This window comes from Pleionea sp. CnH1-48 (assembly GCF_024124665.1).
Taxonomy (GTDB): Bacteria; Pseudomonadota; Gammaproteobacteria; order Enterobacterales; family Kangiellaceae; genus JAMXSB01.
Genome location: NZ_JAMXSB010000018.1, coordinates 24,476 through 49,268 on the forward strand (window position 1 = coordinate 24,476; position 24,793 = coordinate 49,268).

19 protein-coding genes are annotated in these 24,793 nt (G+C 43.4%); 14 read left to right on the plus strand and 5 right to left on the minus strand.

Going from position 1 to position 24,793, the window contains the following annotated elements:
- The first annotated feature begins 125 nt into the window (after nt 1-125).
- Genes NH399_RS22980 through NH399_RS22990 form a run of 3 tightly spaced genes read left to right on the plus strand, consistent with a single transcriptional unit; the run spans nt 126 to nt 2,292 of the window.
- Nucleotides 126-593: a hypothetical protein gene (locus NH399_RS22980; protein ID WP_253043577.1), complete on the plus strand. Its 468-nt coding sequence runs from the start codon at nt 126-128 to the stop codon at nt 591-593.
- Between the two features lie 59 nt (nt 594-652).
- Nucleotides 653-1,513 (plus strand): DUF692 domain-containing protein, encoded by an 861-nt coding sequence (locus tag NH399_RS22985; protein ID WP_253043578.1) that lies wholly within the window; start codon nt 653-655, stop codon nt 1,511-1,513.
- Nucleotides 1,513-2,292 carry a DUF2063 domain-containing protein gene (locus NH399_RS22990; RefSeq protein WP_253043579.1) on the plus strand — a complete coding sequence of 260 codons (780 nt, stop codon included), beginning with the start codon at nt 1,513-1,515 and terminating at the stop codon, nt 2,290-2,292. The genes NH399_RS22985 and NH399_RS22990 overlap by 1 nt, the downstream gene beginning before the upstream one ends.
- A gap of 24 nt (nt 2,293-2,316) precedes the next feature.
- On the opposite strand, the gene NH399_RS22995 is transcribed toward NH399_RS22990, so the two are convergent.
- The 4 genes from NH399_RS22995 to NH399_RS23010 all read right to left on the minus strand — a co-directional run bounded on the left by NH399_RS22995 (nt 2,317) and on the right by NH399_RS23010 (nt 7,612).
- Nucleotides 2,317-3,606 carry a DUF2235 domain-containing protein gene (locus tag NH399_RS22995; protein WP_253043581.1) on the minus strand — a complete coding sequence of 430 codons (1,290 nt, stop codon included), beginning with the start codon at nt 3,604-3,606 and terminating at the stop codon, nt 2,317-2,319.
- Between the two features lie 253 nt (nt 3,607-3,859).
- Entirely contained in the window at nt 3,860-4,621 is a 762-nt protein-coding gene (locus NH399_RS23000) for an SDR family oxidoreductase (protein WP_253043582.1), read from the minus strand.
- Between the two features lie 278 nt (nt 4,622-4,899).
- On the minus strand, nt 4,900-6,612 hold the full coding sequence (locus NH399_RS23005; RefSeq protein WP_253043583.1) for a hypothetical protein: 1,713 nt from the start codon (nt 6,610-6,612) through the stop codon (nt 4,900-4,902).
- 112 nt (nt 6,613-6,724) lie between these two features.
- A complete protein-coding gene (locus NH399_RS23010) occupies nt 6,725-7,612 on the minus strand; it encodes a DUF523 domain-containing protein (RefSeq protein ID WP_253043585.1) in 888 nt (295 codons plus the stop codon).
- 127 nt (nt 7,613-7,739) lie between these two features.
- On the opposite strand from NH399_RS23010, the gene NH399_RS23015 reads away from it, so the two are divergent.
- On the plus strand, nt 7,740-8,201 hold the full coding sequence (locus tag NH399_RS23015; protein WP_253043759.1) for a TerB family tellurite resistance protein: 462 nt from the start codon (nt 7,740-7,742) through the stop codon (nt 8,199-8,201).
- On the opposite strand, the gene NH399_RS23020 is transcribed toward NH399_RS23015, so the two are convergent.
- Entirely contained in the window at nt 8,198-10,180 is a 1,983-nt protein-coding gene (locus tag NH399_RS23020; RefSeq protein ID WP_253043586.1) for a monovalent cation:proton antiporter family protein, read from the minus strand. The genes NH399_RS23015 and NH399_RS23020 overlap by 4 nt on opposite strands.
- Before the next feature lie 249 nt (nt 10,181-10,429).
- Here NH399_RS23020 and NH399_RS23025 point away from each other — a divergent pair, with 249 nt between their 5' ends.
- The 10 genes from NH399_RS23025 to NH399_RS23070 all read left to right on the plus strand — a co-directional run bounded on the left by NH399_RS23025 (nt 10,430) and on the right by NH399_RS23070 (nt 24,716).
- Nucleotides 10,430-11,635, plus strand: coding sequence for a choice-of-anchor H family protein (locus tag NH399_RS23025; protein WP_253043587.1), 1,206 nt, complete (start codon nt 10,430-10,432; stop codon nt 11,633-11,635).
- 187 nt (nt 11,636-11,822) lie between these two features.
- Nucleotides 11,823-13,190, plus strand: a complete 1,368-nt coding sequence (locus NH399_RS23030; protein WP_253043588.1) for a S8 family serine peptidase — start codon at nt 11,823-11,825, stop codon at nt 13,188-13,190.
- A 495-nt stretch (nt 13,191-13,685) separates the two neighbouring features.
- On the plus strand, nt 13,686-14,681 hold the full coding sequence (ilvC, locus tag NH399_RS23035; RefSeq protein ID WP_253043590.1) for a ketol-acid reductoisomerase: 996 nt from the start codon (nt 13,686-13,688) through the stop codon (nt 14,679-14,681).
- A 29-nt stretch (nt 14,682-14,710) separates the two neighbouring features.
- A complete protein-coding gene (gene ilvG, locus NH399_RS23040; RefSeq protein WP_253043591.1) occupies nt 14,711-16,366 on the plus strand; it encodes an acetolactate synthase 2 catalytic subunit in 1,656 nt (551 codons plus the stop codon).
- On the plus strand, nt 16,363-16,668 hold the full coding sequence (ilvM, locus tag NH399_RS23045; RefSeq protein ID WP_253043592.1) for an acetolactate synthase 2 small subunit: 306 nt from the start codon (nt 16,363-16,365) through the stop codon (nt 16,666-16,668). The genes ilvG and ilvM overlap by 4 nt, the downstream gene beginning before the upstream one ends.
- Nucleotides 16,652-18,325, plus strand: coding sequence for a citramalate synthase (cimA, locus tag NH399_RS23050; RefSeq protein WP_253043594.1), 1,674 nt, complete (start codon nt 16,652-16,654; stop codon nt 18,323-18,325). The genes ilvM and cimA overlap by 17 nt, the downstream gene beginning before the upstream one ends.
- On the plus strand, nt 18,306-19,262 hold the full coding sequence (locus NH399_RS23055) for a branched-chain amino acid transaminase (RefSeq protein WP_253043595.1): 957 nt from the start codon (nt 18,306-18,308) through the stop codon (nt 19,260-19,262). Before cimA ends, NH399_RS23055 begins: the two co-directional genes overlap by 20 nt.
- 166 nt (nt 19,263-19,428) lie before the next feature.
- Nucleotides 19,429-21,261, plus strand: coding sequence for a dihydroxy-acid dehydratase (ilvD, locus tag NH399_RS23060; protein ID WP_253043596.1), 1,833 nt, complete (start codon nt 19,429-19,431; stop codon nt 21,259-21,261).
- A gap of 227 nt (nt 21,262-21,488) precedes the next feature.
- Nucleotides 21,489-23,756 carry a carbohydrate binding family 9 domain-containing protein gene (locus NH399_RS23065; protein ID WP_253043598.1) on the plus strand — a complete coding sequence of 756 codons (2,268 nt, stop codon included), beginning with the start codon at nt 21,489-21,491 and terminating at the stop codon, nt 23,754-23,756.
- 192 nt (nt 23,757-23,948) lie between these two features.
- Nucleotides 23,949-24,716: a YdiY family protein gene (locus NH399_RS23070; protein WP_253043599.1), complete on the plus strand. Its 768-nt coding sequence runs from the start codon at nt 23,949-23,951 to the stop codon at nt 24,714-24,716.
- Nucleotides 24,717-24,793 lie beyond the last annotated feature (77 nt).

Consider the following 24,793-nt stretch of genomic DNA (forward strand, 5'->3'; position numbering starts at 1 on the left):
ATTTTTACGACAAGTTGTAACAAACAACACCGGGATTAATCTATTGAGCAAGCTCACAACCTTTTTGATGACAATTCTGAGCTGAATATTTGTATGACATTGTCGTTTTGATCTGGAGAGTAAGTATGAAAATGAATGATAAAAAATTGACGGGCGCTGCGTTGGCTATGGCCGCTGCAACATTAGTAGGGTGTTCGTCGGTTGGCAACGATGGTTCTTCATCGGCGTCGGCTGCTTCGGCGGGAACAACGGATTTGGTGCACTGTTACGATGTTAATGTATGTAAAGGCCATAATGATTGTAAAACCGCTGATAATGCTTGTGCTGGGCATGCTGAATGCAAAGGCACTGGCTTTGTGGCTATGCCTTCTAAGTCCTGTAGCGATGTGGGTGGCAAAATTAAAGACAGCTATCGTGGCACAGTATCTACAGCTGATTTAGTCCATTGTTATGATGTTAATATCTGTAAAGGTCATAATGATTGCAAAACTGCTGACAATGCTTGTGCGGGTCACGCTCAGTGTAAAGGCACTGGCTTTGTCGCTGCTCCTGCAAAATCTTGCAAAGACATTGGCGGAAAAATTGGCGCTTAATGTTATCAATGATCATCTCTCGGAGGCGCTAAGCGCCTCCTGCTATTAGTTGAGTAACGATGCAAAAGAAATATCTTGGATTTGGTTTAGGACTTAGAACTGATCACTATCATCATGTGTTAGAGCACAAACCTGATGTTGATTGGTTTGAGGTTATTTCAGAGAACTACATGGTCGGTGGTGGCAAGCCGAAACATTTTTTGCATTCGATTCGGGAACATTATCCAATCGTCATGCATGGCGTATCAATGTCGATAGGAAGTTGTGATCCATTAAATATGGATTATCTTCGTTCGTTAAGAGCGCTCATATCTGAAGTTCAACCTGAATGGGTTTCTGATCATCTGTGCTGGACCTCCATTGGTGGTGTTAATTCTCATGATCTTATGCCTATGCCTTATACCGAAGAAGCTATCGATCATCTCGTTCAAAGAATAACTCAAGTGCAGGATTTTCTGGGCCAACAAATACTACTAGAAAATGTTTCCAGCTATATCACTTACGAACAATCTAAAGGTCAAGAATGGGAGTTCTATTCTGAAGTGGTAGAAAGAGCTGATTGTTTGATGTTGCTTGATATTAATAATGTTTATGTGAGTGCACGTAATCATCACTTTGATGCCGTTCAATATTTAGATGCTTTGAACCCAGAACGAGTAATGCAGTTTCATTTAGCGGGTCATACGGATTATGGCGACTATGTTGTTGATACCCATGATCATCCTGTCGTTGGTGCCGTATGGGACTTGTATGAAAAAGCACTTCAGCGCTTTGGTCCTGTTAGTACGATGATCGAAAGAGACGATGATATTCCTGCGTTTGCAGAGTTAGATAAAGAACTCAGACAAGCGAAAGACATTGCATATCAAACACTGCCAGAGTTTTATGGTAGCCACTGTTTGAAGTATCAGGTGGGATAATGTCTGAGTTAAAAAAAATACAACAGGAGTTCATTAGCTTTTTACGCGACAAAGATTCATCCATCGCTGAATCTATTGTGTCGTCTGATAGCGACGATAAGAATACCCGCCTTAATATCTATCGTTTTGCTTATGAAAAAAGATTGAGCGATGCCATAGATAATGACCATCCTGTTTTAGGGCAGTACTTAGGTGATGACTGGTTTGCTGACTTAGTTCAGTCTTATCTGGCTAAACATCCATCTCAAGTGTTTTCTTTACGTCATTTTTGTGATGCGTTGCCTGAGTTTTTACGCATCGAGCCTCCTTTTTCTGAACACCCTATCTTGTCGGAGATTGCTCAATTCGAGCGGTTGTTACTATGCGCTTTTGATGCTCCCGAAATGCCAGTGCAAAACATTGAAGATCTTCAAGCAATAGATGCTCATGTTTGGCCACAGTTGCGTATTCGTTTTCAACCGAGTGTGCAGCTTTTTATTGCTCACTGGAATTCCGTTGAAAGCTGGCATGCGATTAAAGCGGAAAATCCGCCTGAGCCTGCTACCGAAGGCGTTAATAAAAACTGGTTGATATGGCGAAATCAAGAACGTTTAACGGAGTTTCGTTCTATATCTCGTGATGAACTTTATATGTTGCAAACTTTTTTGCAAGGGGCTAACTTCTCCTTCGTCTGTGAGGGACTATTAGAGTGGCATGCACCGGAACAAGTTAGTATGTATGCAGTTAGCTATTTAACGCGATGGTTAAACGAAGGCATCGTGATTAAATTAGAAACATAAGCATACGCAAAAAGCCGTTTTCAATTAAGCCGCAAATTTTAATCCGTACATATTTCCAACTTGCCAAATACAGGTCGCTTTTTTTCGAGCGAATTTGGGCGAGCTGACCAGCACATAGTCTTTCTTTTGCAGTTTATTGTCACAGCGAATGCAAAGGCCTCCATGAGAGGAGTAGTCCAAAATTTCGCAGGTCGCAAAAGCATTGTGAAATTCTAGCGTGCCATGTAAACCATCGGTTTTTACTCGTTCTTTACCACGTCGGTCACTGGCATCAATTTCGTCTTTAACAACATCGACATGGTTTGGATAGGCGGACAGATTGTTTGGATGGTAATCTTTATCAAAAGACATGCGTCGCAATATGCTGTTGTGGATACTGACACTAATGGCCAGCTCTTCTTCTTCTCCATCCAGACTGCGTTGTTCTTCCGGTCCCAGACAATAAGACAAAAAGTGTTGTAACCAGTGATGTTGTTGATGGAGGATGCCTGAAATTAAAGGGTTGATATTTTTTTTGCTGCTCACATAAGCGGTATTAAATTCCAGACCTATTTCTTCTGCTTGCTTGATCATCCAGTTGAGGGATATATCGGATAAACCACACTCTTTGAATCCTCCGCAAATATCTTCGTGGGTACCAGGAAACCAGACCTGTTTAATGTCCTGGTAAGGAAGAGCGGTGCCGGTCCACAAAGCGGGCTTAAAGTGGTTTCTATTTTCATCTATGGCAAGCGCTTGATAAGCATTTTCTACAATTAAGCTAACATGGGTGTTGTTGAATGATGCTGCCTCGTCGCCGACGGCTTTCATAAAGATATGTGACAAAGGTGCTGCACCGATGGTATCCCAGACGCCCAATAGTTTAATAGCAGGTCTTAGATTATCTTCATATTCATCTTGATAGCGACGTTGGTTAGGATTTTGATAATAAGAAAACGCATTGTTTAAGGCTTTGTCGTCAAGTACTTTGAGCACGCCGACTGTGTCAACCAAACCGACAAGCATTCGTATAATAAAGGCACCTCGACTGACACCAAAACAATAAATTTCGTCTCCTGGTTGGTAATTTTCGGCAAGAAAGCGATAAGCATGAATAACACGTTGTTTGATATCTAAACCAATAAAGGCATCCAGATAATTTTTGGAATGCTGCACATGTACTTCACCCTTGTCGTAATAAATTTTTTGTAATGTACCGCTAAGAGAACGAGTTTTAATGCCCTGCACGATCTTTTGAACATTAGTCGAGTAGGGGGTTGGTAAGCTCCAGATCCCGTCGCAGCAAATAACAATTCGTTTATTCGCAGAGTCCATGATGTGTTCCTACGTATCTAACTGTTAAACCTATTTGAAAATTCCATTATCAGAGCCGCCTAGCTCTATTTTCTTTTATTATAGATAGTGCTTGGTTGTAAGCCACATAGTGAGTACAGAAAATAATCGTAAATTTTATTTTGAGATGATTTTGAAGGGTGGTTATACGAAAAAAGGATTACGTTGGCTGGTTTTAATTCCTGAGATTATTAAAAGTATTTCCAACCAACGTCTATTACTACAAGAGGGATATTTATAAGCGCAATGCGCCGTCAACCTCAATGGTTCGACCACTGATGTAGTCATTTTCGAAAATGAACTTAACGGTTTGAGCTATATTGTCTGGCTTCCCCATGGCTTGCAGAGGAATCGTCTGACGGATCTTGTCGAGAATTTCTGGTTTTATCATCTGGGTCATTTCGGTTTCGATAAAACCAGGGGCGATAGCGGCTGAACGAATACCGAAGCGCGCTAATTCTTTGGCCCAGGTTGTGGTCATTGCAGAGACGCCCGCTTTCGCCGCAGCGTAGTTACTTTGGCCTACGTTACCATTACGAGAAATTGAAGAGATATTAACGAGAACACCCTGTGTCTGGCCGTTAACCATGTGTTTGGCGGCTTCTCGGCCACACAAAAATACTCCTGTCAGGTTAACATCGATCACTTGCTGCCAGCTCGATAAGCTTAAAGTATCAACCACTTGACCATCTTTGGCTTTAACCAACATGCCATCTCGAATAATGCCGGCATTGTTAACCAGACCATCTATTTGACCAAAGTCAGCCATGATGTTTTCGAACAGGCTAATAACGCTGTCTTCGTTAGCGACATTGGCAATGTAGGTTTTGGCTTGAAAGCCTTTTTGTTCAAAATCTTGCAAGGCGTCTTGTAATTGCTCTTCGTTGATATCAACCAAGGCAATCTTGGCCCCTGACGAAGCCAACTCTTGGGCGATGGCGTTGCCCAGGCCTCGAGCGGCACCTGTAATTACTATGACTTTATCTTGAAGTTTCATAAGTCTACCTGCTTCAATTAACCTGAATTTGTAAATGTTGCATTACAGCATAGGGAATAAATATTAACCTTATATGATGTGAACTGCCAGTTTTAATAGCGAATAGAGTTGTAAATGACGATTTTTTATAACAATTATCGTTTGGGTTGTATGAAAAATAGACTGTTTGTGGTGGGAGTCTAAAAAATAAAGAGGATTGGGATTATTTGAGATATCAATAAGAATAGGCTGGGGAACATAGTAACCGGAGGCATCGCCTCCGGCTATTCAAGACGAGATTATTTTAATCCCAGTATTTCTTTGCCTTGCTCAAATACGATATCAACAGGAATATTAGCGGCTGCTAATTTGTCCAGCTCTGCTTTTAAGTCGTCTTTGATAACGCCTTTTTCTTCGAGTAGGGCTTTGGCTGCTTCATAGTCGCCGTTACCTTGAATCGTCAGTAACAAGTTTGACAGCTCGTTCATTGCAACAGTCATCTGATTGAAATCAACACGATAACGACCAGTGTCTGGGTCAACCTTAAACGCGCCTTTTTCTTTAAAGAAGTTAAAACGCATCATGTTGGCTTTACCATGCGCAGAAGATGCACCAAAGCGTACCGAACGGAAAATACCTGCCAAGAAAGTGACATAGTTATCCATTAGCTTACCTTCGGTCATTTCACCTTTTTCGAACAGCTTGGTGATCATATACAAACCAAGAATATCGGCTTTACCTTCTTCAAGCGCTGAGGCGGTTTCTTTTAGAGCCGTTCTCACAACACCTTTACCATTGATGGTATTTTTGATGCCTAGACCGTGAGCGACTTCGTGAAACATGGTGTTGCCGAAAAAGGCATCAAAAGTAATGAACTTTTGTTGATCTTCTGCAATCAATTGTTTTGAAATCGGCACTAAAATTTTATCGAACTTAGCACGCATGGCGTTTTTAAGTTGCAATCGACGAGTACCTTTTTCTAATTGAACTTCTTCATCATTAGGTAGGTTAATAGCAATGGTTTTTGAACCTGCGTTACTATGACCTGCATAATAAACAACATCGTAAGCATTCAAGTCGGCATCAGTTCCAGGCATTTCTGATTTGTACTTTTGCTCAACAGGGAGTCCTTTTTGTAACTCGGGTAAAAAGGCTGCAAATTTCGATAACTTTTCGCTCCAGGCCAAATCTTTAATCAGTACGTAAGATTCAAAGGCTGAACGATAACCAAATAATAAGTCTTCATAGGTTTCAATAGGGCCAATCACCACTTCAATCGGATTGGTTTTCATATCCATCCAGGCAAAGTCAGAGGCTTGATAATCATTTGATAAAAGCGCATCGGCACGCATAGAAAGGTAACGCTTAAACTCTTTGTTATCGGCAAGTTCAGCTGCTTCTTGTAACAGTGCCGCTGCTTTGCTCAGTTGCTCAGCGTATTTTTTGTTGTAAGGAACCATGATTAATTGGTCATCCTTACCACGTTCCATAACAGAGTAAAGCTCAGCAAATTTATCTTGCTTAAGCAGGTTTTCGTTTTCTTTCTGCCATTTTTCGTATTCTTCTTTGGTCATATCTTCTGGATAAAACTGTGCACCCAGAGGCTTATGAGGAAACTTGTCAATAAAGGGTTTATCACCATCCAGACGATCCCAGGGGCCGTAGTTAATATCGGCAAATTGCTTAACTTTGCTGTCATCCAGGCCGCTGAGGAGTGAGTCTTTAGGGCCGTAAGCTTGAAGCCAGAATAGGTCGTCCATTATTTTACTGGCATCGATTAACAGACCGATCATTTTTTTCTGGTTATCGCTAAGATGAGACAAGTCAGCTGTTAAGGTGAAGGGGGCGTAAATATCGAAACGTGAAGGAGCAGTTTTTTCGGCTTCTGCTTTTTTCTCGGCTACCTGTGGCATGACAGGCTCAGCTTTTTTGGTTGGCGCGGGTGTTTGCTCCTGGCAGGCTACAAGAGTTAAAGATGCTGCCAGTGCTAAAGATAACTTATTGATTTTCATATTAATTTGTTCCCAAAAAACAGTGTTAACGGCGATACTATAACAGGATTCTGGCCAACCGCCTATGTCGGTTGTTTTTTGCTCAGTGGGATGTGAGTAAAAGCGGTGAGGATTATAAAGAATGGCCGCTACTTGATGTGAGCGGATAGAGATTAAAGGGTAATGAATATTTGCTAGAGCTATCTACATAAAGATAGCTCAGCCTTAACCAGAATTGATGAGCACTGCTACACAGAGCTGTTAAGTCGGCGGCCTCCCTAGGCAGGCTCTGATGCTCTACCCATTTTTGCCATCGAGCTCGTAAAGTTTCAATGGAGGCTAGCTGCTGTAGCCGGCCAAAAAATTCATCTCGATAGAGCCTGGCATCGTCCAATATGGCTTCATTAATCGAGCTATCATCCATTGCGAATAACGTGACGAATGGCCAAAAGGAATGATGAAATGCTTTGAGTGATTGAGTGCTGCTGGCTTCATAAAAGTGGGCCAGCAAAAATACTTGAGTCAAAAAGAAATGGCGAGGTTCATCCTGTTGCAATGCCTGTTCATCAATCATGGGCAGCCAAGGAGCTTGCTGTTTCATTGTGTGAATAAACAATCCGCTGGCCTTATAGGCTTCGGCTCCGTCTACGAATATGGGCGTATCGGTGATACCGCAGCTGGGTGATTTCGACTTTGAGATAATGCCGCAGGTTGATTCCACACGTTCTTTACTGACCTGACAAAAATTCAACATGGATTCTGTGTGTTCATTCTGCGGTGAAGCAACTTCTCTAAGAATGAGCTGCGCGTTCTGGTCGCATACCTGAATGGGAGGACGAGGAATAGGCATACCACAACCGACTTCTGGACAGTTTGACGCGAGTTCTAGCAACGGACTAAGTTGGCTTAACAAAAAGTCATTTTGTTTATGATGTCCATCATAGCGCACTTGCTCGCCGAGCAAACAACTGCTTACAATAACTTTAGGTTTCTGCTTGATATTGTACTTTAAGTATCCCATATCTAAGTAATGCCGTTGGAGTTAAGCCTGTTGATCTTTAAGGCTCTAACTAGTAGATGAATGTGATGGGTATCTATATACTATTGAAAATGTTGGCTGTTGCCTACTTCTAAAGAAGCGAATTGTGATGCTGCAAAAATTAAAAGATTTTTTTGATAAATACATGAATGTTGAAAATGCCAGTGAGCCAGAGGATCTGGAGCATTCTCTGCGTGTGGCGGCTGCGGTATTGATGATCGAAGTAATGAAAATGGATTTCGAAATTAAAGATGAGGAACAGGAACAAATACTGTCTTTGCTAAAATCTGAGTTTGAACTCAACGATGAAGAGGCTGATGAGCTGTATAAGGTTTCAACGGACAAAGCATTATTTGCAACCGACTTCCATGAATTTACTCAACTGATTAATAATCACTATGCGGTTGAGCAAAAAATTCGCCTCATTCGTTTGTTATGGAAAGTCGCTTTAGCAGACGGAAAAGTTCACGCTTATGAAGAACATCTTATCCGTCGAGTTTCGGATCTATTAAACTTACGTCACAGTGAATACATTCAAGCAAAGCTTGCTGAACTCCATGAGCTAGGCTAGCCGCCTAGCAAAACATTCTCTGCCAGTTCAATATAATCCGGATCCCCAGACAGTAAGACGATATCCCCTTGTTGAAAAGTAAAGTCGGGGGTGAGGGTGGTGAAGGATTCTTTTCCTCTTTTTACCGCTTTAATATGGACTTTTGATTTGGGAAACGAAAGATCTTGCACTGTAGAGTTGGTCGCTGTTGCCCGCTCTGTTAAAACCACGGCGTGCAATTGTTCGCGATGCGTCTCGAGCACTCGCATCAGATCAGAAGATTCTCCATGATAGAAGCTATGCAAAAGCTGATAGCGATTTTGGCGAACGGCTTGTACCTTATCAATGATCTCTCGCATCGGCACTTTTAGTACAAACATAACATGGCTAACCAGCATCAAAGCGGCTTCTAATGATTCGGGCACTACTTCCGTTGCACCTGCCTGTTGCAGTTGTTCCAGGTTTCTATCGTCTTTTGTTCGTACCAACACCGAGACATTCTTTCGATTTTGTCGAATGGCGGCAAGGCTTTCAAGAACGCCATCAAGTTCGTCAAAAGTAATGATGATCAGTTGGGCTCTTTCTAATCCTGCGGCATTTAAAATAGAGCGGCGCCGTGCGTCGCCAAAATAGATATCTTCACCTGCAGTTGCACCTTCTCTTACCCGTCGGGGATCACGATCAAGGGCTAACGTCGGGATCCCTTCGTTATCCAGAAATCGTTTAATGGTTTGCCCTATACGACCAAACCCACAAATAATGACATGTTGATCCCACTCTTTGACGGCTTGTGCAATCAAGCGCTTGGCGTTGCTGTTTAATCGAGCTTCTTCGCGGCTACCAAATAACATGTGGCTGATGCTACTGGCATAGTTCATCAAAAACGGAGTGATGGCCATGCTCAGAACACCGATAGACAATATAATGGAGGTCACCTCTTCGGAAATAATGTCTTGCTGGCGCGCCAGGCCAATCAACACAAAGCCCAGTTCTCCGGCCTGAGAAAGTGCTAGAGAGGCTTTTAGTGAATCTTCCCAGCGGGCTTTCATCAGGCGAGATATACCAATCACAATCAGCATCTTCGTACTGATTAAGATCAACAGTAAAGTTAAGATCAATAAAGCATGATCAAATAACGTGGCCAGATTGACCAGAGTGCCGATAGTGACAAAGAAGAGTCCGAGTAAAATATCTCGAAAGGGACGTATTTCGGTATCTATTTGGTGCTTGAACTGAGACTCGGCCAGTAGCATACCAGCCAAAAATGCCCCCAGCGCCATGGATAAGCCCAACCACTCAGTAAACCAGGATGCAACCAAGGCCACCAGTATGCTGGTCATAACAAAAAGTTCGTCACTGTGAGCACTGGCTACTTCATGAAACAATCGTGGCAATAACCATTTGCCAACAATCATCAGTACGATAACGGCGACGATTCCCTTAAACATGGCCAATGAAATCGACTGAGTAATCATGTCGGTGTCGGAGACTGCAACGATAGGCACCAGGATCAGTAGCGGAACCGCAGCCATGTCTTGGAACAGCAAGGTAGAGATCGCCATAGTGCCATGACGGGAGTGGGTTTCTCTCTGTTCATCCAGCTGTTTGGTGATGATGGCTGTTGATGACATGGCCAGTGCCGCAGCAATAATAAAAGCGAGGGTCCAATCGATACCAAATAAACGTGCTATAAACATGAAGGTCAGCGTCGTTAGAACCATTTGCAGGATACCCATACCGAGTACCTGATTACGAAGGGCTATCACTCTGGGCACTGAAAACTCTAACCCGAGGCTAAACAGCATGAAGACGACACCGACCTCTGCGATATATCGGGCGTTAGAGTCAGGTGCGAAAAACTCGAAGCCCATTTGACCCAATAGAAAGCCGACACCGATATAAGCGAGAATGGTTGGAAGCTGGAAACGACGGAATAATGCCACCAGAATGACACTGCTCGCTAAGGTTACCAGTAGTTGTGCATAAATGATGTGGTGCATATAGAAAAAGGCAGCTTCCCGATGTTTTTTTATGTCTATTAAGGATAAGTGTAGAAGTGATTGGGCAAGTAAGACAGTTCGCTTGGTATCTCATACCAAAGAAAGATGGCGTTTTAGAGGTTTTGGTCTATTTAAAGTTGCCGATAGGCTTTTGAGCTAGTTCCAGAATTTGTTATTAAGAGTTCAGCGATGATTCAGTTTACAAGGTGTTTAATAGCCTTAACGATGCTTAAAGCGAAAGGAAAAATCATGAAACTGAATATGACAACAGCTCTTGTAACTGCGGCCTTGTTGGGAGCCGCCAGCCAAAGTTTTGCTGACGATAATAGCAAAGCGCCATTAAAATCTTTATCTGGATTATTGCCCCATGTATCTGTTGTCGAGGCATCAAATAAAAAAAGTTCAAGTGAAGCTGAGTATCAAGCCAAACAGAGTCAACGCCAATCTGAGATTTCTGTAAAAGCTCATTCGGGTGAAGAAAAGAAAGCCGAGAAAAAGCAGGCGCAAAAGTCTAAGCCAAGAGAAATGCGTAAAGCGGCGCCAGAATTATCCAGCCACCATCATGACTTTTCTTTCTTTGATGCCAGCGTATTTTTGCGTGACGACTTAGATAACGATGGTTACTACAGCCGTTTTACAGTGGAGTTTGATGCTGACACGGTTTATAGCTGGGCTGACGTTTACGCCAAGCTGTACATCAGCCAAAACGGCAGTGACTGGGAGCTTTATCATACCACTGATATTTTCGAAATTAATAATGGCGATGGGGATGATGATTATCAGGTAACAACGACCTTAAACATCGAATATCCCGCCGATAGTTATGATATTTTGATTGACCTTTACGAATATGGTTATTCGGGCATTGTGGCGACCATTGGGCCTAATGAAGATCCAAATCTATATGATATCCCACTGGAAGATCGTACTCAGGAAAGCTCTTATCAAAGTGGTTTTAATATCTACACGGTAACTACGGATCTACTAAGAGACAATGATGGCGATGGCTTCTTCAGTGAGTTTGCGATGGCCATTGATATCGATACTGATTACGACAGTGCTGATGTTTATGCAGAAGTGTATTTTGAGAATGAGCAAGGTAACTGGGAGTTAGAATATACTTCTAGCACACTGACCTTAAATGGTGACTCAACTTTAGATACTTTGCATTTAGAGTTTGATTGGCAGTCGGGTTATCCCGTTGGTTATTATGACTTTAAGATTATTGTGAAAGATGCCTTTAGCAATCAAATCTTAGTGGAGTCCTTCAGTCAGTTTGGTGCTCTAAATCGAGTACCTCTAGAATCTGCTGATAAAGATAATCAGGTAGACTCTGTTCGTCCACCGATTAATAACAACAGCAGCAGTAGTACAGAAAGCGGTGGCGGAAGTGCACACCTATTATTGCCTTTCTTATTATTGTTGGCTGGAGTTCGCCGTAAATTTAAAAAGTAATTCATTTTTCTGACAAGCCAGGGACGGCGTTTGTTTTTAATTCATTTGAACGACATCTGCTCATAAAAGGAATTCTTGGTATCTCATCTTGTAACTATATCTCATGCTTTTTCTAATGTGTAATTGACTCCGTAAAATCATTAAATCTAAGATGCCGGCTCATTTATTCTGGTACAGAGAGTACTTCGTGAAAAAACTCATTTTGATAAGTTTCTATATCTTCTCACTAAGCATTATTAACCATCTTCATAGCGCTGAGGTTGATTCGACTCGCCAAGCACTTGAAGTGATGAAAACTCATGCACAATGGCCGTGGGAAGAACCTATATCACCGATGCTAACGACTTATGAGCAAGCCGAGTTTGAGCAGTACCAGGGCACAGCTCTCGCAAAATATATGATGAAAGATCTAGATATGCATCGTTGGGGCAATCAGATCACAGAAACAACCGGGCTGTTCCAATTGTTGTTTTCTTTTAATTCTGAAGACTATCAAAACCAACACCGTGAAGCTTTTGACCAGGCATACGAGGTGGTAGAAGCTTTTCGTATCGACATAAATCAAGAGATTCAGAAGGTGCATCCTGGATATGACCTAAAGCACGGTTTGTTAAAATTGAAGAATACGGGCAAGGGCATTACGGTAGCAGTATTTGACCTTTTTGAAGCCGACCTTCTCGAACAACAGCGACAGCATTATTCTCAAGCGACCATCGAAACGGTCCAAAACTTTGGTGATCCTGTCAAACTCAATCATGGTAATAGTGTGATTGACGTCATTCTGTCGATTGCACCAGAAGTAACCATTGTTCCTGTGAGCGCTGAGTCGAGTACTTATAATGACGCCATGCTATATATAAAAGAACGCACCGATGTTCAGATAATGAATATGAGTCGTGCCTTTGCCGAGAAGGATGGCGCTCTTGATCCAGAGTTTGAAGCTCTGCTAAAGGATATTCTTAAAACCACCATAGTGACTAAATCTCTGGGTAATACTGGCACTGATCTGGATGAGGTTGTCACTCCTTATCGTGCCAGTCTTGGCTTGCCTCCAGTCAATACCTTCTCCTATGACCTTAAGCTGATAAAGCAGTTTTTGTTATCCAACCAGCTGGAGAAAAGCCACCAGCACTTATTGTTGGCTGCTAATCTGAATCCCTTCGCTGATCAGATAGCATTGACGGCGACGATTCCTGGTAATAATGCTTTGGCTGTTGGACGCACTTTATCGGTGCCTGCTGAGGCCGTGTATTCCTGGACGACAGGCAACTTTGAATCGGGTAGTTCCTTTGCTGCTCCTCAGATGGCAGCATTAAGTGCTTTATTGTGGCAAGTTCATAATAAACGTTACTGGTATTTACCCAAAAAGCAGCGTCATGCAAAAGCCTTAAACCGTATTTCTAATAATCTGACCATAACGGCCAGAGCTTCTGAACTAGGCGCTTTTAATACTGGAAAAGGATTGCCTAATGCGAATGTTGCTTACTTGAAAATTTTGTTTCCTTGGTGGGACTCGTCGATGAAAGAAACTACACTTAAGTTTGTTGTAGAGTAATTATTTAACTTTTCTAGTTCTGAAGAGCATCAATGGTCTGGTGCCAATAGCTGCGCCAGACTCTCTCGCAAAAGGTTGCAATTCGTAACCAGAACAAGCAGTTAGCTATAGCACTGAGCAACTTGTTTATACAATCTCCTGAATTGGAATAAGTGAAGAAAAAAAGAGCTTAGAGCTTCACTTCTGTTGCTTATTCCAAAAAACTATTTTGAAAATTTTCGATTAACTTATACATTCAAATCAACTTAGCGAAACTTTTGTATTGAAGAAATTTAAATGAACCCACAACGTTTAGTGATTATTGTCGTCGTCGTCATCGTGCTCATTCGAGCTGCGAGGGGGACGCCTGCACACTAAACGAGACAGGCGAAAGAAACACAAAACCCCCGAACTGAAAAGCTCGGGGGTTTTTTCGTTTTAGGGCATTAAAAACAGGCTTTGCATTACAAACAACTGAATTGAAATTAATAAACATTTAACGATTGGAGACAAAAAATGACACGGTTATACGGGAACGAAGATGCAAAACCTGAATTACTCAAAGGCAAGAAAATCGCCATACTTGGCTATGGCAGTCAGGGCCGAGCACATGCTCTCAATCTGCGTGATAGTGGTTTCGATGTATCTTTGGGCCTCCGTGAAGGAGGAAGTAGCTGGCAGCTTGCCGAGAAGGATGGATGGCAACCTCAATCATTTTCTGACGCCGCCAATGCCGCTGATCTGATTATGTTTTTGGTGCCCGATATGGCACAAAAAGCCTTGTACGAAGAATATGTAGCTCCGGGTCTGACGGCCGGAAAAGCCCTCTTTTTTGCCCATGGATTTAATATTCATTACGAGCTTATTCAACCTCCAAAAGATGTGGATGTTGCTCTCGTTGCTCCCAAAAGTCCGGGGCGTCTGGTGCGAAGACAATACGAAGAAGGTGCTGGTGTTCCCTGTTTGTTTGCGACTTATCAAGATGCAACCGGACAAGCAGATGAACTCGCACTAGCTTATGCCTACGGCTTAGGTGGCACTCGCGCTGGAGTTATTAAAACCACTTTCTCTGAAGAAACAGAAACCGATTTATTTGGCGAGCAGGCGGTTCTTTGTGGAGGCGCAACTGAGTTAGTGGCTGCTGGTTTTGAAACTTTGACCAAAGCGGGTTATCAACCAGAAGTAGCTTACTTCGAATGTTTACATGAATTAAAGCTAATTGTGGATTTGCTTTATGAGGGTGGCTTTAAGCGCATGCACGAGTTTGTATCGGATACCGCAAAATACGGTGATTTAACTCGTGGACCACGAGTAGTGGATGACCATGTTCGTGCTTCTATGGAAACCATTCTCGATGAAATTCGTAACGGCAAGTTTGCCAAAGAATGGATCGATGAGCATCAAGAAGGCGAGAAAAACTACCGTCAATTGTTAAGTGATGATCTAGATCATCCTATTGAATCTGTAGGACGTCAGTTGCGTAGTCACATGACCTGGTTACCCGCGCAATAGCATCGGCACATTTCTAAGGAGTCAGCGAAGTGAAAGGTGCTGAATACATCATTGATGCTCTGGTACGAGAAGGGATTAGCCATATTTTTGGCTATCCCGGCGGTGCGATTATGCCCGTATACGATGCCTTGGTAGATAGTCCCATTAAACATGTTTTATGCCGTCACGAACAAGGTGCGGCATTAGCTGCTGATGGTTACGCCCGTACTAGTGGAGGCCCTGGAGTTTGCCTGGCAACATCAGGACCAGGTGCGACTAACTTATTAACCGGGCTGGCTAATGCCTACATGGACTCGGTACCGTTAATTGCCATTACCGGGCAAGTTGCATCCCATCTAATGGGGACGGATGCGTTTCAGGAGATTGATATTTTTGGTATGGCGATGCCTGTTGTGAAGCACAGCTATGTGGTGACCGATGTGGCAGAGCTGCCTCATATCATGAGTAATGCTTTGCATGTTGCGACCAGTGGCCGACCGGGCCCTGTATTGATCGACGTGCCCAAAGATATTCAACTCGCTGAGTTTTCACCAGAGCCTGTGGCACATAAAACGGATTCGCTGCCTTTGTTGGAGCAAGACACTTTACAACAAGCTTGTCAGTTGTTGCGTCAAGCGAAGCGTCCCTTGTTATACATCGGTGGTGGCGTTGCCATTGGCAAAGCTGAGGAAACATTAAAAGCCTTATTAGAGCAATGGCAAGTTCCTGCCGTATCGACTTTAAAGGCGATTGGCTCGGTAGCCGATTATCCCAGACACCTGGGGATGTTGGGGATGCACGGTCTTAAGGCTGCGAACTACGCGATACAAAACTGTGATTGCTTGTTTGCCATTGGTGCTCGTTTTGACGATCGAGCAACGGGCAAGCTTGAAGCTTTTGCGAGTGAAGCGACGATTCTTCATCTGGATATTGATGAGGCTGAATTTAGCAAGCTTAAGAATGCGCATTTAACTATGCGTGGTGAGTTTAATGATGCATTAAATCGTATGGCTCAATCCATTGAGGCTCTAGAGATTGATGAGTGGCGTCTTTGGTGTGAACAACAACAAAGCGAACATGCCTGGAACTATGATGCACCAGGCGAAGGCATTTACGCACCGGCTATGTTAAAGCGTCTAACGGAGTTAACGCCGAGTAACGGGGTTATCGCTTGTGACGTAGGGCAACATCAAATGTGGGTAGCACAGCATTGTCAGTTTAATGCCGCCAGTCGTCATTTGAGCTCTGGTGGCTTAGGCACGATGGGGTATGGCCTGCCTGCGGCAATAGGTGCGCAGTTTGCTGAAGCGGAAACTTGCGTTATCAATGTGTGCGGCGATGGTTCTTTTGCCATGAATCTACAAGAGTTGATGACCATTAAGCGCTATCAGTTACCCGTAAAAATTTTACTCATTGATAACGCGAGTCTGGGCATGGTTCGTCAATGGCAGCAGTTATTTTTTCAACAACGCTACAGCGAAATTGATTTATCAGACAACCCAGATTTTGTGGCAGTAGCTAAAGCATTTGAATTAGATGCACAACGCATCACGCAAAGAAAAGAAGTAGAAGAGGGTTTACAGTGGATGCTCAATAGCAACAAGCCTTGCTTGTTACATGTGTGCATCAGCAACCAAGAAAACGTGTGGCCTTTGGTTCCACCAGGGGCATCCAATTCAGAAATGATGGAAGGGGCAACATCATGAATGCATTACTACATATTCAAATGGACGAAGAGCATGGCAGTTTAGAGCGACTGTTGCGTGTGACTCGTCATCGTGGGTTTAACATCACTCAAATGAATGTTTCTGCTAACCAGGAACATCAAGGATACGACATCACTTTGCGTGTTGCTGGTGAGCGAGAACTGAAATTGTTGACTCGCCAGTTAGATAAGTTAATGAATGTTCAACAACTGAATGTACTCAGCCATGCCCATCAAGATGCAGCATCGGCTTTTTACGCTCAGACTGGATTTAGCGAGAGTCAGCATGCACACACTGCCTGAAAACTTGTGGCTTTATGACACAACACTCCGAGACGGGGCTCAGATGCAGGGCGTTCGTTTTTCGGCAAAAGATAAGTTAACGGTTGTACAAATGCTGGATGATTTTGGGGTTCATTACATTGAGGCCGGTTGGCCTGGTGCTAACCCTGTGGATGATGAAGTCTATGCAGCATTAAAAAATAACCCTTTAAAACAGGCGAAGCTAGTAGCGTTTGGAGCAACTTGCAAGCCGGGTTCTCAAGCTTCTAGTGATAAGCAGTTAGCTGCATTGCTTGAGTCAGAGGCTCCAGTGATTACGTTAGTTGCAAAAACATCGGCGTTTCATATTGAAAGCATTTTACGCACCACTCGTGAAGAAAACTTACGCATGATCGCGGACTCAGTGGCGTTTCTTAAACAGCATGAGCGTGAAGTTTGGATTGATGCTGAACATTTTTTTGATGGTTACGCTGACGATCCACAGTTGACTTTGGATTGCCTACGAGCGGCGGTTAATACCGGTGCTGATGGCGTTGTTCTATGTGACACCAACGGTGGTACTTTACCCAATCAAGTTGCCACACTGGTACAGCGTGTGGTGAAAGAGTTTGGTATTCCTGTTGGTATTCATGCGCACAATGATTGCGAGCTTGCTGTGGCTAATGCATTAAGTGCTTATGAGTCGGGTGCAGCCATGATTCAAGGAACCATGAATGGATATGGTGAGCGTTGTGGCAACACCAACTTGATCTCACTTATTCCAACATTGCAACTCAAGTACAAGGCTAATTTGTTTGCCCCAGAACAACTTGGCCGATTAACAGAGTTGTCTCGCAGTATGGCGGCTCGTGCGAATCGCACTCCGGATCCTTTTGCGCCTTATGTTGGTCAAGCCGCTTTTGCTCATAAGGGTGGTCTGCACGCTTCAGCAATGAGTAAATCGACGGCCAGTTATGAACATATCGATCCCACCTTGATTGGCAATGACCGTCATATTCTGGTTTCTAATCAAGCAGGACGAAGCAACCTATTACAAAAAGCATCTGCGTTTGGTTATGACATTCAAAAGCCAGAAGAAGCTTTAGCTTATGTAAAGCAAAAAGAGCAGCATGGTTTTCAGTTTGAAGAAGGGGATGCTTCTCTGGAGTTGTTGCTGCGACGGCGAGACCCCGAGCATAAAGCCGCGTTTCAAGTTGAAGAACTATCAGTTCACAGTATGACGCGCGATGGCGGTGAAGGTTTGCATCGAGCATCGGTGAAAGTGAATGTTAATCAGCAGTCATTATGGTCTGCGGCAGAAGGTCGTGGTCCGGTAGAAGCCATTGACCGTGCATTAAAGTCGGCGTTAGGAAGTTTTTGGCCAGAGTTAGAACAATGTCATTTAACGGATTACAAAGTTCGAATTCTGGACCCTGATGCAGCAACGGCTGCAACCACCCATGTGTGGGTCGAAGCCTCTTACAATGGTGCGGTATGGAATACTATCGGTTGCTCGCCGAGCATTATCGAAGCCAGTCAGCAAGCACTCAGTGATACATTAGAATATTTTATTTTAAAGCGGCATGAACTGACTTGTTCGTCATTAATGACAACGGATCGCTCATCGCCAGCAACTCGAGATTCTCAATTAGCATTAAGCAATACCCAAGGAGACAACAATGGCCATCAAGCAGCCTGAATTTATCTGGTTTAACGGAAAACTGATTCATTGGAATGACGCAAAAGTTCATGTGTTGAGCCATGCGATTCATTATGGTTCTTCCGTTTTCGAAGGCATCCGTTGCTATGAAACAGAAGATGGTCTGGCGATATTTCGCTTGCAGGATCATGTAAAACGACTTTATGACTCAGCCAAAATTTATCGGATGGAAATTCCATTTTCGGAAGAAGCTATGAATCGAGCCTGTCGTGATGTGATTACAGAAAATCGACTGGGTGCTGCCTACTTACGTCCAATCGCTTTCCGTGGTTATAGCTCGATTGGTGTATTGCCCGCGGATAATCCGGTAGAAGTATCTGTTGCCGCTTTTGAATGGGGGGCTTATTTAGGTGAAGAGTCTCTCGCTCAAGGAGTTGATGTTGGTGTATCCAGTTGGAATCGAGTGGCACCTAATACGATTCCTACAGCGGCAAAAGCTGGCGGAAATTACTTATCATCACAGTTGGTGGCTGAAGAAGCCAAACGTCATGGCTATGCCGAAGGTATTGCTCTGGACACGCAAGGCTATATCAGTGAAGGTTCTGGCGAAAATATATTTATTGTTCGTAACGGCAAGCTTTATACGCCTCCGGCAACCGCAGCTATCTTGCCGGGAATTACTCGTGACACCATCATGACGTTAGCGCGTGAATTGGGTTACGAAACCATTGAAGCTAATTTGGCAAGAGAGGCCCTTTATCTAGCCGATGAAGTGTTTATGACAGGCACTGCGGCAGAGATTGTTCCTGTGCGCAGTGTGGATTCACAAATTATTGGAGCTGGTTGTCGAGGACCCATCACCGAGCAGTTGCAAAAAACTTTCTTTGGTTTGTTTAACGGCACCACTGAAGACAAGTGGGGATGGTTGGATCACATTTACCTTGAGCAGCCCATGGCGGTTTATGGTAACGGGTAATCCATCAAAGTGCCGACGTTAAAACCACTAACGTCGGCTTACCTGCACAACAGGGCACTCATTGAGTTCTAATCTATACCTAAAGTATTTCAAGGCACAGGCAACACCGCTGCACCTTGAAAGGCGATAGTTATATAACAAGTAATTAGCGGTAGGAGTTTTATAAATGCCACATTATCGATCACGCCAGTCGACTCACGGACGTAACATGGCGGGGGCGCGTGCGCTATGGCGTGCGACAGGAATGAAAGATGGCGACTTTGGTAAGCCTATTATTGCGGTCTGTAATTCTTTTACCCAGTTTGTACCTGGGCACGTCCACCTAAAAGACATGGGTGCACTTGTCGCCAAACAGATTGAAGCAGCAGGTGGTGTGGCAAAAGAGTTTAATACGATTGCGGTTGATGACGGTATTGCTATGGGACACGAAGGCATGTTGTACAGTTTGCCATCGCGAGAACTGATTGCTGACTCAGTTGAATACATGGTGAATGCACATTGTGCGGATGCCATGGTTTGTATTTCTAATTGCGACAAAATTACTCCTGGAATGCTCATGGCGGCCATGAGGCTTAATATTCCTGCGATTTTTGTATCGGGTGGTCCGATGGAGGCGGGCAAAACTCGATTGGCGGGCAAAGATTTTAAACTGGATCTGGTTGATGCCATGGTAGCCGCTGCCGATGACAGTGTGAGTGATGAAGATTGCGAAACATTAGAGCGCAGTGCTTGCCCTACATGCGGTTCTTGCTCTGGCATGTTTACCGCTAACTCTATGAATTGTCTTACTGAAGCTCTTGGTTTGGCATTGCCGGGCAATGGCAGCTTGTTAGCGACACATAGCAAGCGTAAAGGTTTATTTGAGCAGGCAGGGCGACAAATTGTGTCTTTAGCCAAAGCATGGTATGAGCAAGAAGATGCCTCGGTGTTGCCGCGTAATATTGCTAGTCGAGACTCTTTTATTAATGCTATGCGAGTTGATATTGCGATGGGAGGGTCTACAAATACCGTATTACATTTGCTGGCGGCGGCTTACGAAGGTGAGATTTCTTTCTCGATGGAAGATGTGCATCATCTGTCAAAAGAGACGCCTCATTTATGTAAAGTCGCACCAAGCACTAAAGAATATCACATGGAGGACGTACATAGGGCTGGTGGCATTATGCGTATTCTAGGTGAGCTTGAGCGAGAAAAGTTGTTGAACACATCGGTGCCTACGGTATTGCAAATGCCATTGGGGGAACAGATTCAAGCCTGGGATATTGCACAAAACAGTGATCCCGAACTAGAGCGTTTCTATCAAGCCGGGCCAGCGGGTATTCCAACACAAAAAGCTTTTAGTCAAAACTGCTACTTTGATAGCGCAGATAAAGATAATCAAAATGGATGTATTCGTAGCCTTGAGTATGCTTATAGTCAGGATGGAGGCCTGGCGGTGCTATCAGGCAACCTGGCAGTGAATGGATGCATTGTCAAAACGGCTGGAGTGGATGAATCGATATTACTGTTTAATGGGTGCGCGCGGGTATTTGAAAGCCAGGACGATGCTGTTGCGGCAATTTTGTCGGATCAGATCGTTGCAGGTGATGTTGTGGTCATTCGTTATGAAGGGCCTAAAGGTGGGCCAGGCATGCAGGAGATGTTGTATCCCACCAGCTATCTTAAATCAAAAGGGTTGGATAAGGTTTGTGCATTGGTCACAGATGGTCGTTTTTCGGGCGGAACCTCTGGGTTATCCATTGGTCATGTATCGCCGGAGGCTGCTAGTGGGGGGGCCATTGGATTGATTGAAGAAGGTGATCCTATTGCGATAGATATTCCTCAACGACGTATTCGTATTGATATTACAGATGAAGAGCTGGAACAACGCAGGCTTAATATGGAAGCTCAAAGCCAGCCGTGGCAACCTGCTCAGCGTCAACGGCAGGTATCAACAGCATTAAAAGCCTACGCTAGTATGGCCGCAAGTGCTGATTTAGGCGCTGTGCGTCAGTTATAAAGGTAAGGATTCTTCATTTTCTGGTTTGAGCCAGTGACAATAGACGGTGGGTATATCTAAGGAGCCCATCGTCATTTTTTGTGGAGGTTTTAAGACAGTCGGAATCATATTTAAGACAAAGGGATTTTTGAAACAAATGGAAACAAAAAACACCAAAAAAATTGTGAAAATTTACATAAAATCAACACCCTAAAATGCCATAAAAAATAAAACAGGACTATTATTGAATGCGCTCTTTTTATACGCAGGCTTTTGTTGGTTTAATAGGATTACTTAGTGTCGGGACGACTCCGCTCTTTGCGCAACAAAAGGCTGTTAATTATACGATTCCTCATATAGAAGAAAAACCGTCTTTGGATGGTGAGATGAATGAAGCCGCATGGCAGAGAGCTCACAAGACGGTATTAGGTTACGAAACCGATCCTGGTGAAAATATACCGGCCAAAGTTAAAACGACAGCCTACTACTATGAAGATGGTGCTAATCTGTATGTCGCTTTTGTTGCTGAAGATCCTCAAGTAGGCGAGTTAAGAGCCTTTTTTCATGATCGCGATCAATCGTGGAGTGATGATAATGTCAGTATTATCATCGATACCTTCAATGATGAGCGTCGAGCCTATCAATTTCTTGTCAATCCTCTTGGCGTTCAGTGGGATATTTTAATTGATGATGTTGTTGGCAATGAAGATTCTTCATGGGATGCAATATGGGATAGCGCTGGTAAAGTAAATGACAAAGGCTACGTTGTCGAAATGGCTATACCGTTGCGTGCTTTGCGTTTTAACGAGTCGCTAGACAATCAAACTTGGGGGATCGAGTTCGTCCGATTTTATCCGCGTGATCAACGCCATCGCTTTTCTAGTATGACGCGCCAACGTAGCATCGCCTGTAACCTTTGTCAGTTAGAAAAAATTTCGGGCTTTGGTAAAATCTCTGCAGCGAAAAACTTTGATGTAACACCTACGCTAACTTTGTCTGATTCTGAGCGTCGCGATGATGTGAACTCACCTTGGACATCAGATGGCACCGATAGCGAAGCGGGTGTCGATCTACGCTGGGGTATTACACAAGACTTATATTTGAATGCGACGGTGAACCCAGATTTTTCTCAGGTAGAAACTGATTCTGCACAGTTAAGCGTTAACAATACCTTTTCTTTGTTTTTCCCCGAAAAACGTCCTTTCTTTTTAGACGGTGCCGATTACTTTAATTCGCCTAATCGTTTGGTTCATACTCGCAACATTGCTGATCCTGATTTTGGTGTGAAGCTTACCGGAAAAACTGACCAAAATTCTTACGGCGTTATTTTTGCCAACGACACTAATACCAGTTTTTTATTGCCGCGTTCTTTGCGCTCTCATGTCGTGTCTATTGATGATACCGAGAGCGATATTGCTGTTTTGCGCTGGCGTAGAGATGTCGGTGAAAAAAATTCCATCGGTGCTTTGGTGACACATCGTTCTGCTGATAATTACGAAAATAACCTTCTTGCTGTCGATGGTCGTTATTGGTTTTCGGACACTGACAACCTGAGAGTTCAGTTAATGTCTTCAGAGACAGAATATCCTGATGAAGTTCAGCAAGAGTACGGTCAGGAAGCTTCCTTATCTGATAATGCGTTAAGCCTGAGTTATAACCATAATGATCGAGAGTGGGACTGGGGCGCTTTTCATCGTGATTTTGGTAAAGGATTCCGTGCTGATCTTGGATTTATTACTCAAGTGGACGCGCGTAAGTCTGGCTTTAGCGGACGTCGAAAATGGCGCGCGAATGAAGGCTTGTGGACGTATATCGATATTTATTCCGATTACGATATTACTCATGATGACAGTGGTCGAAAGATTGAAGAAGAAGTTGAAATCTGGCTGAACATCGATGGCATAAAACAATCTGCTATGTGGTTTGGTGGTGGACGACGAGAACGCTTCTTTGCCAAAGTTGCTACCGACGGCAGTGAAAGCGGAGGCACCATTTACTTTGAGAATTTTATGGGAGCCGGATTTGGCTTTAGACCGATACCGCAGTTGTTATTAGAGTTAGGTATGAACTTTGGCGACAGAGTGGATACTTTTAATAATCAGTTAGGTCAGACTCATGAGTTTCGTCCTAGAGTTGAATGGCAGGTTAATGAACATTTGAAACTTAAACTGCGCCATATCTTGAACTGGTTGGATGTTGATGGTGGCGAATTGCTGAAAGCCAAAATTACCGAGCTAAAAGGCAGTTATCAGTTTAATATTCGTCATCAGCTAAAGTTTACTTTGCAGATGAGAGACATCGATTTTAACTTACCTTTGTTTTTGCCCGATGAAGCGCCCGATAGCGCCACTGATAGAAAACTCGGCCGACAACTTATTTATTCGTATAAGGTGAATCCTCAAACTCTATTTTTTGCAGGTTATTCTGATCTGGGCTATCAAGACGATTCCCTAAACAGTATAGAAAGTAGAGAGAAAACCTTTTTTGCCAAGTTTAGTTATGCCTTTCAACTATAGATAGGGGCTGTAGGACTTTCGATTAATGAAAGAACTGTCTCTCCTAGACATCCGCTATCCTCTTCTTTTTATTCAAAAAAGAGGGGGATACGCTGCTAAATTCCGATAAAACATACCTCAAACATGACATTTTCCCTGTTGATTTGATAGAATTGCGCGCAATTTTACTGGTCAGGGCATAGGAGCTCGAAAATGAAAAAACTGGCTTTCTTATTAAGCGCACTTCCAATTGTCGCATTCGCTGGTGATGCGGAAGAGAATAAGTTATGGAAAGGTAAGGCAGAAGCTGGGTTGGTATCGACAACTGGAAACACAGACACAAGCTCAACTAATCTTAAATTAGAGCTGGTTTATGAGTCAGGTGACTGGCGCCATAGTTTTTTGACGGAAGCGTTTCTGGCCGAAGCTGAGCAAGTTGTGGGAACAGAACTAGATGGTCAAGGTAACCTGGTTGAAAGAAGAGAGAGTCGTGATACTGGTGAGAAGTATTACACTTTGATCAAATCAGATTACAAATTCAGTGAGACTGCTTATTTCTATGGTTTGGTCGACTACACTGATGATCGCTTCTCTGGATTTGATTACCAAGCCAATGCTTCGGTAGGTTTGGGCAAAAACTTTATTAAAAATGACAAGTACACTCTTGATGCCGAAATCGGCTATGGTGCGCGTCGTTATCAAGAAGAAGCTCAGTGGGATGCCGAGACAGAAGGCGTTACTAGAGTGGCTGGTAAGTTTCAGTGGAATATCAGTGAGAATGCTAAATTTAACCAAGAGTTGAACTCACAGATTGGCGACGACATTACAGTGTCTAAGTCAATTTCTGCTTTAACTGCTAATATAAACAGCAGTATGGCGTTGAGCATTGGTTACGAGATTGTTCACACTTCAGATGTTCCAAGTGCTGACATTGAAAAAACAGACCGCAAAACGACGGTTAATCTGGTTTATTCTTTCTAAATGAATATCCTGATCAAGCCAGAGCGACTCTGGCTTGATACTTTTGCACGGCTTTAGCCTGTTTTAAAATCCTTCTT

Excerpts from the sequence above, each read along its gene's own strand:
- NH399_RS22980 (WP_253043577.1), top strand. The coding sequence starts at position 126 with ATGAAAATGAATGATAAAAAATTGACGGGCGCTGCGTTGGCTATGGCC.
- NH399_RS22985 (WP_253043578.1), top strand. The coding sequence starts at position 653 with ATGCAAAAGAAATATCTTGGATTTGGTTTAGGACTTAGAACTGATCAC.
- NH399_RS22990 (WP_253043579.1), top strand. The coding sequence starts at position 1,513 with ATGTCTGAGTTAAAAAAAATACAACAGGAGTTCATTAGCTTTTTACGC.
- NH399_RS22995 (WP_253043581.1), bottom strand. The coding sequence starts at position 3,606 with ATGGACTCTGCGAATAAACGAATTGTTATTTGCTGCGACGGGATCTGG.
- NH399_RS23000 (WP_253043582.1), bottom strand. The coding sequence starts at position 4,621 with ATGAAACTTCAAGATAAAGTCATAGTAATTACAGGTGCCGCTCGAGGC.
- NH399_RS23005 (WP_253043583.1), bottom strand. The coding sequence starts at position 6,612 with ATGAAAATCAATAAGTTATCTTTAGCACTGGCAGCATCTTTAACTCTT.
- NH399_RS23010 (WP_253043585.1), bottom strand. The coding sequence starts at position 7,612 with ATGGGATACTTAAAGTACAATATCAAGCAGAAACCTAAAGTTATTGTA.
- NH399_RS23015 (WP_253043759.1), top strand. The coding sequence starts at position 7,740 with ATGCTGCAAAAATTAAAAGATTTTTTTGATAAATACATGAATGTTGAA.
- NH399_RS23020 (WP_253043586.1), bottom strand. The coding sequence starts at position 10,180 with ATGCACCACATCATTTATGCACAACTACTGGTAACCTTAGCGAGCAGT.
- NH399_RS23025 (WP_253043587.1), top strand. The coding sequence starts at position 10,430 with ATGAAACTGAATATGACAACAGCTCTTGTAACTGCGGCCTTGTTGGGA.
- ilvC (WP_253043590.1), top strand. The coding sequence starts at position 13,686 with ATGACACGGTTATACGGGAACGAAGATGCAAAACCTGAATTACTCAAA.
- ilvM (WP_253043592.1), top strand. The coding sequence starts at position 16,363 with ATGAATGCATTACTACATATTCAAATGGACGAAGAGCATGGCAGTTTA.
- cimA (WP_253043594.1), top strand. The coding sequence starts at position 16,652 with ATGCACACACTGCCTGAAAACTTGTGGCTTTATGACACAACACTCCGA.
- NH399_RS23055 (WP_253043595.1), top strand. The coding sequence starts at position 18,306 with ATGGCCATCAAGCAGCCTGAATTTATCTGGTTTAACGGAAAACTGATT.
- ilvD (WP_253043596.1), top strand. The coding sequence starts at position 19,429 with ATGCCACATTATCGATCACGCCAGTCGACTCACGGACGTAACATGGCG.
- NH399_RS23065 (WP_253043598.1), top strand. The coding sequence starts at position 21,489 with ATGCGCTCTTTTTATACGCAGGCTTTTGTTGGTTTAATAGGATTACTT.
- NH399_RS23070 (WP_253043599.1), top strand. The coding sequence starts at position 23,949 with ATGAAAAAACTGGCTTTCTTATTAAGCGCACTTCCAATTGTCGCATTC.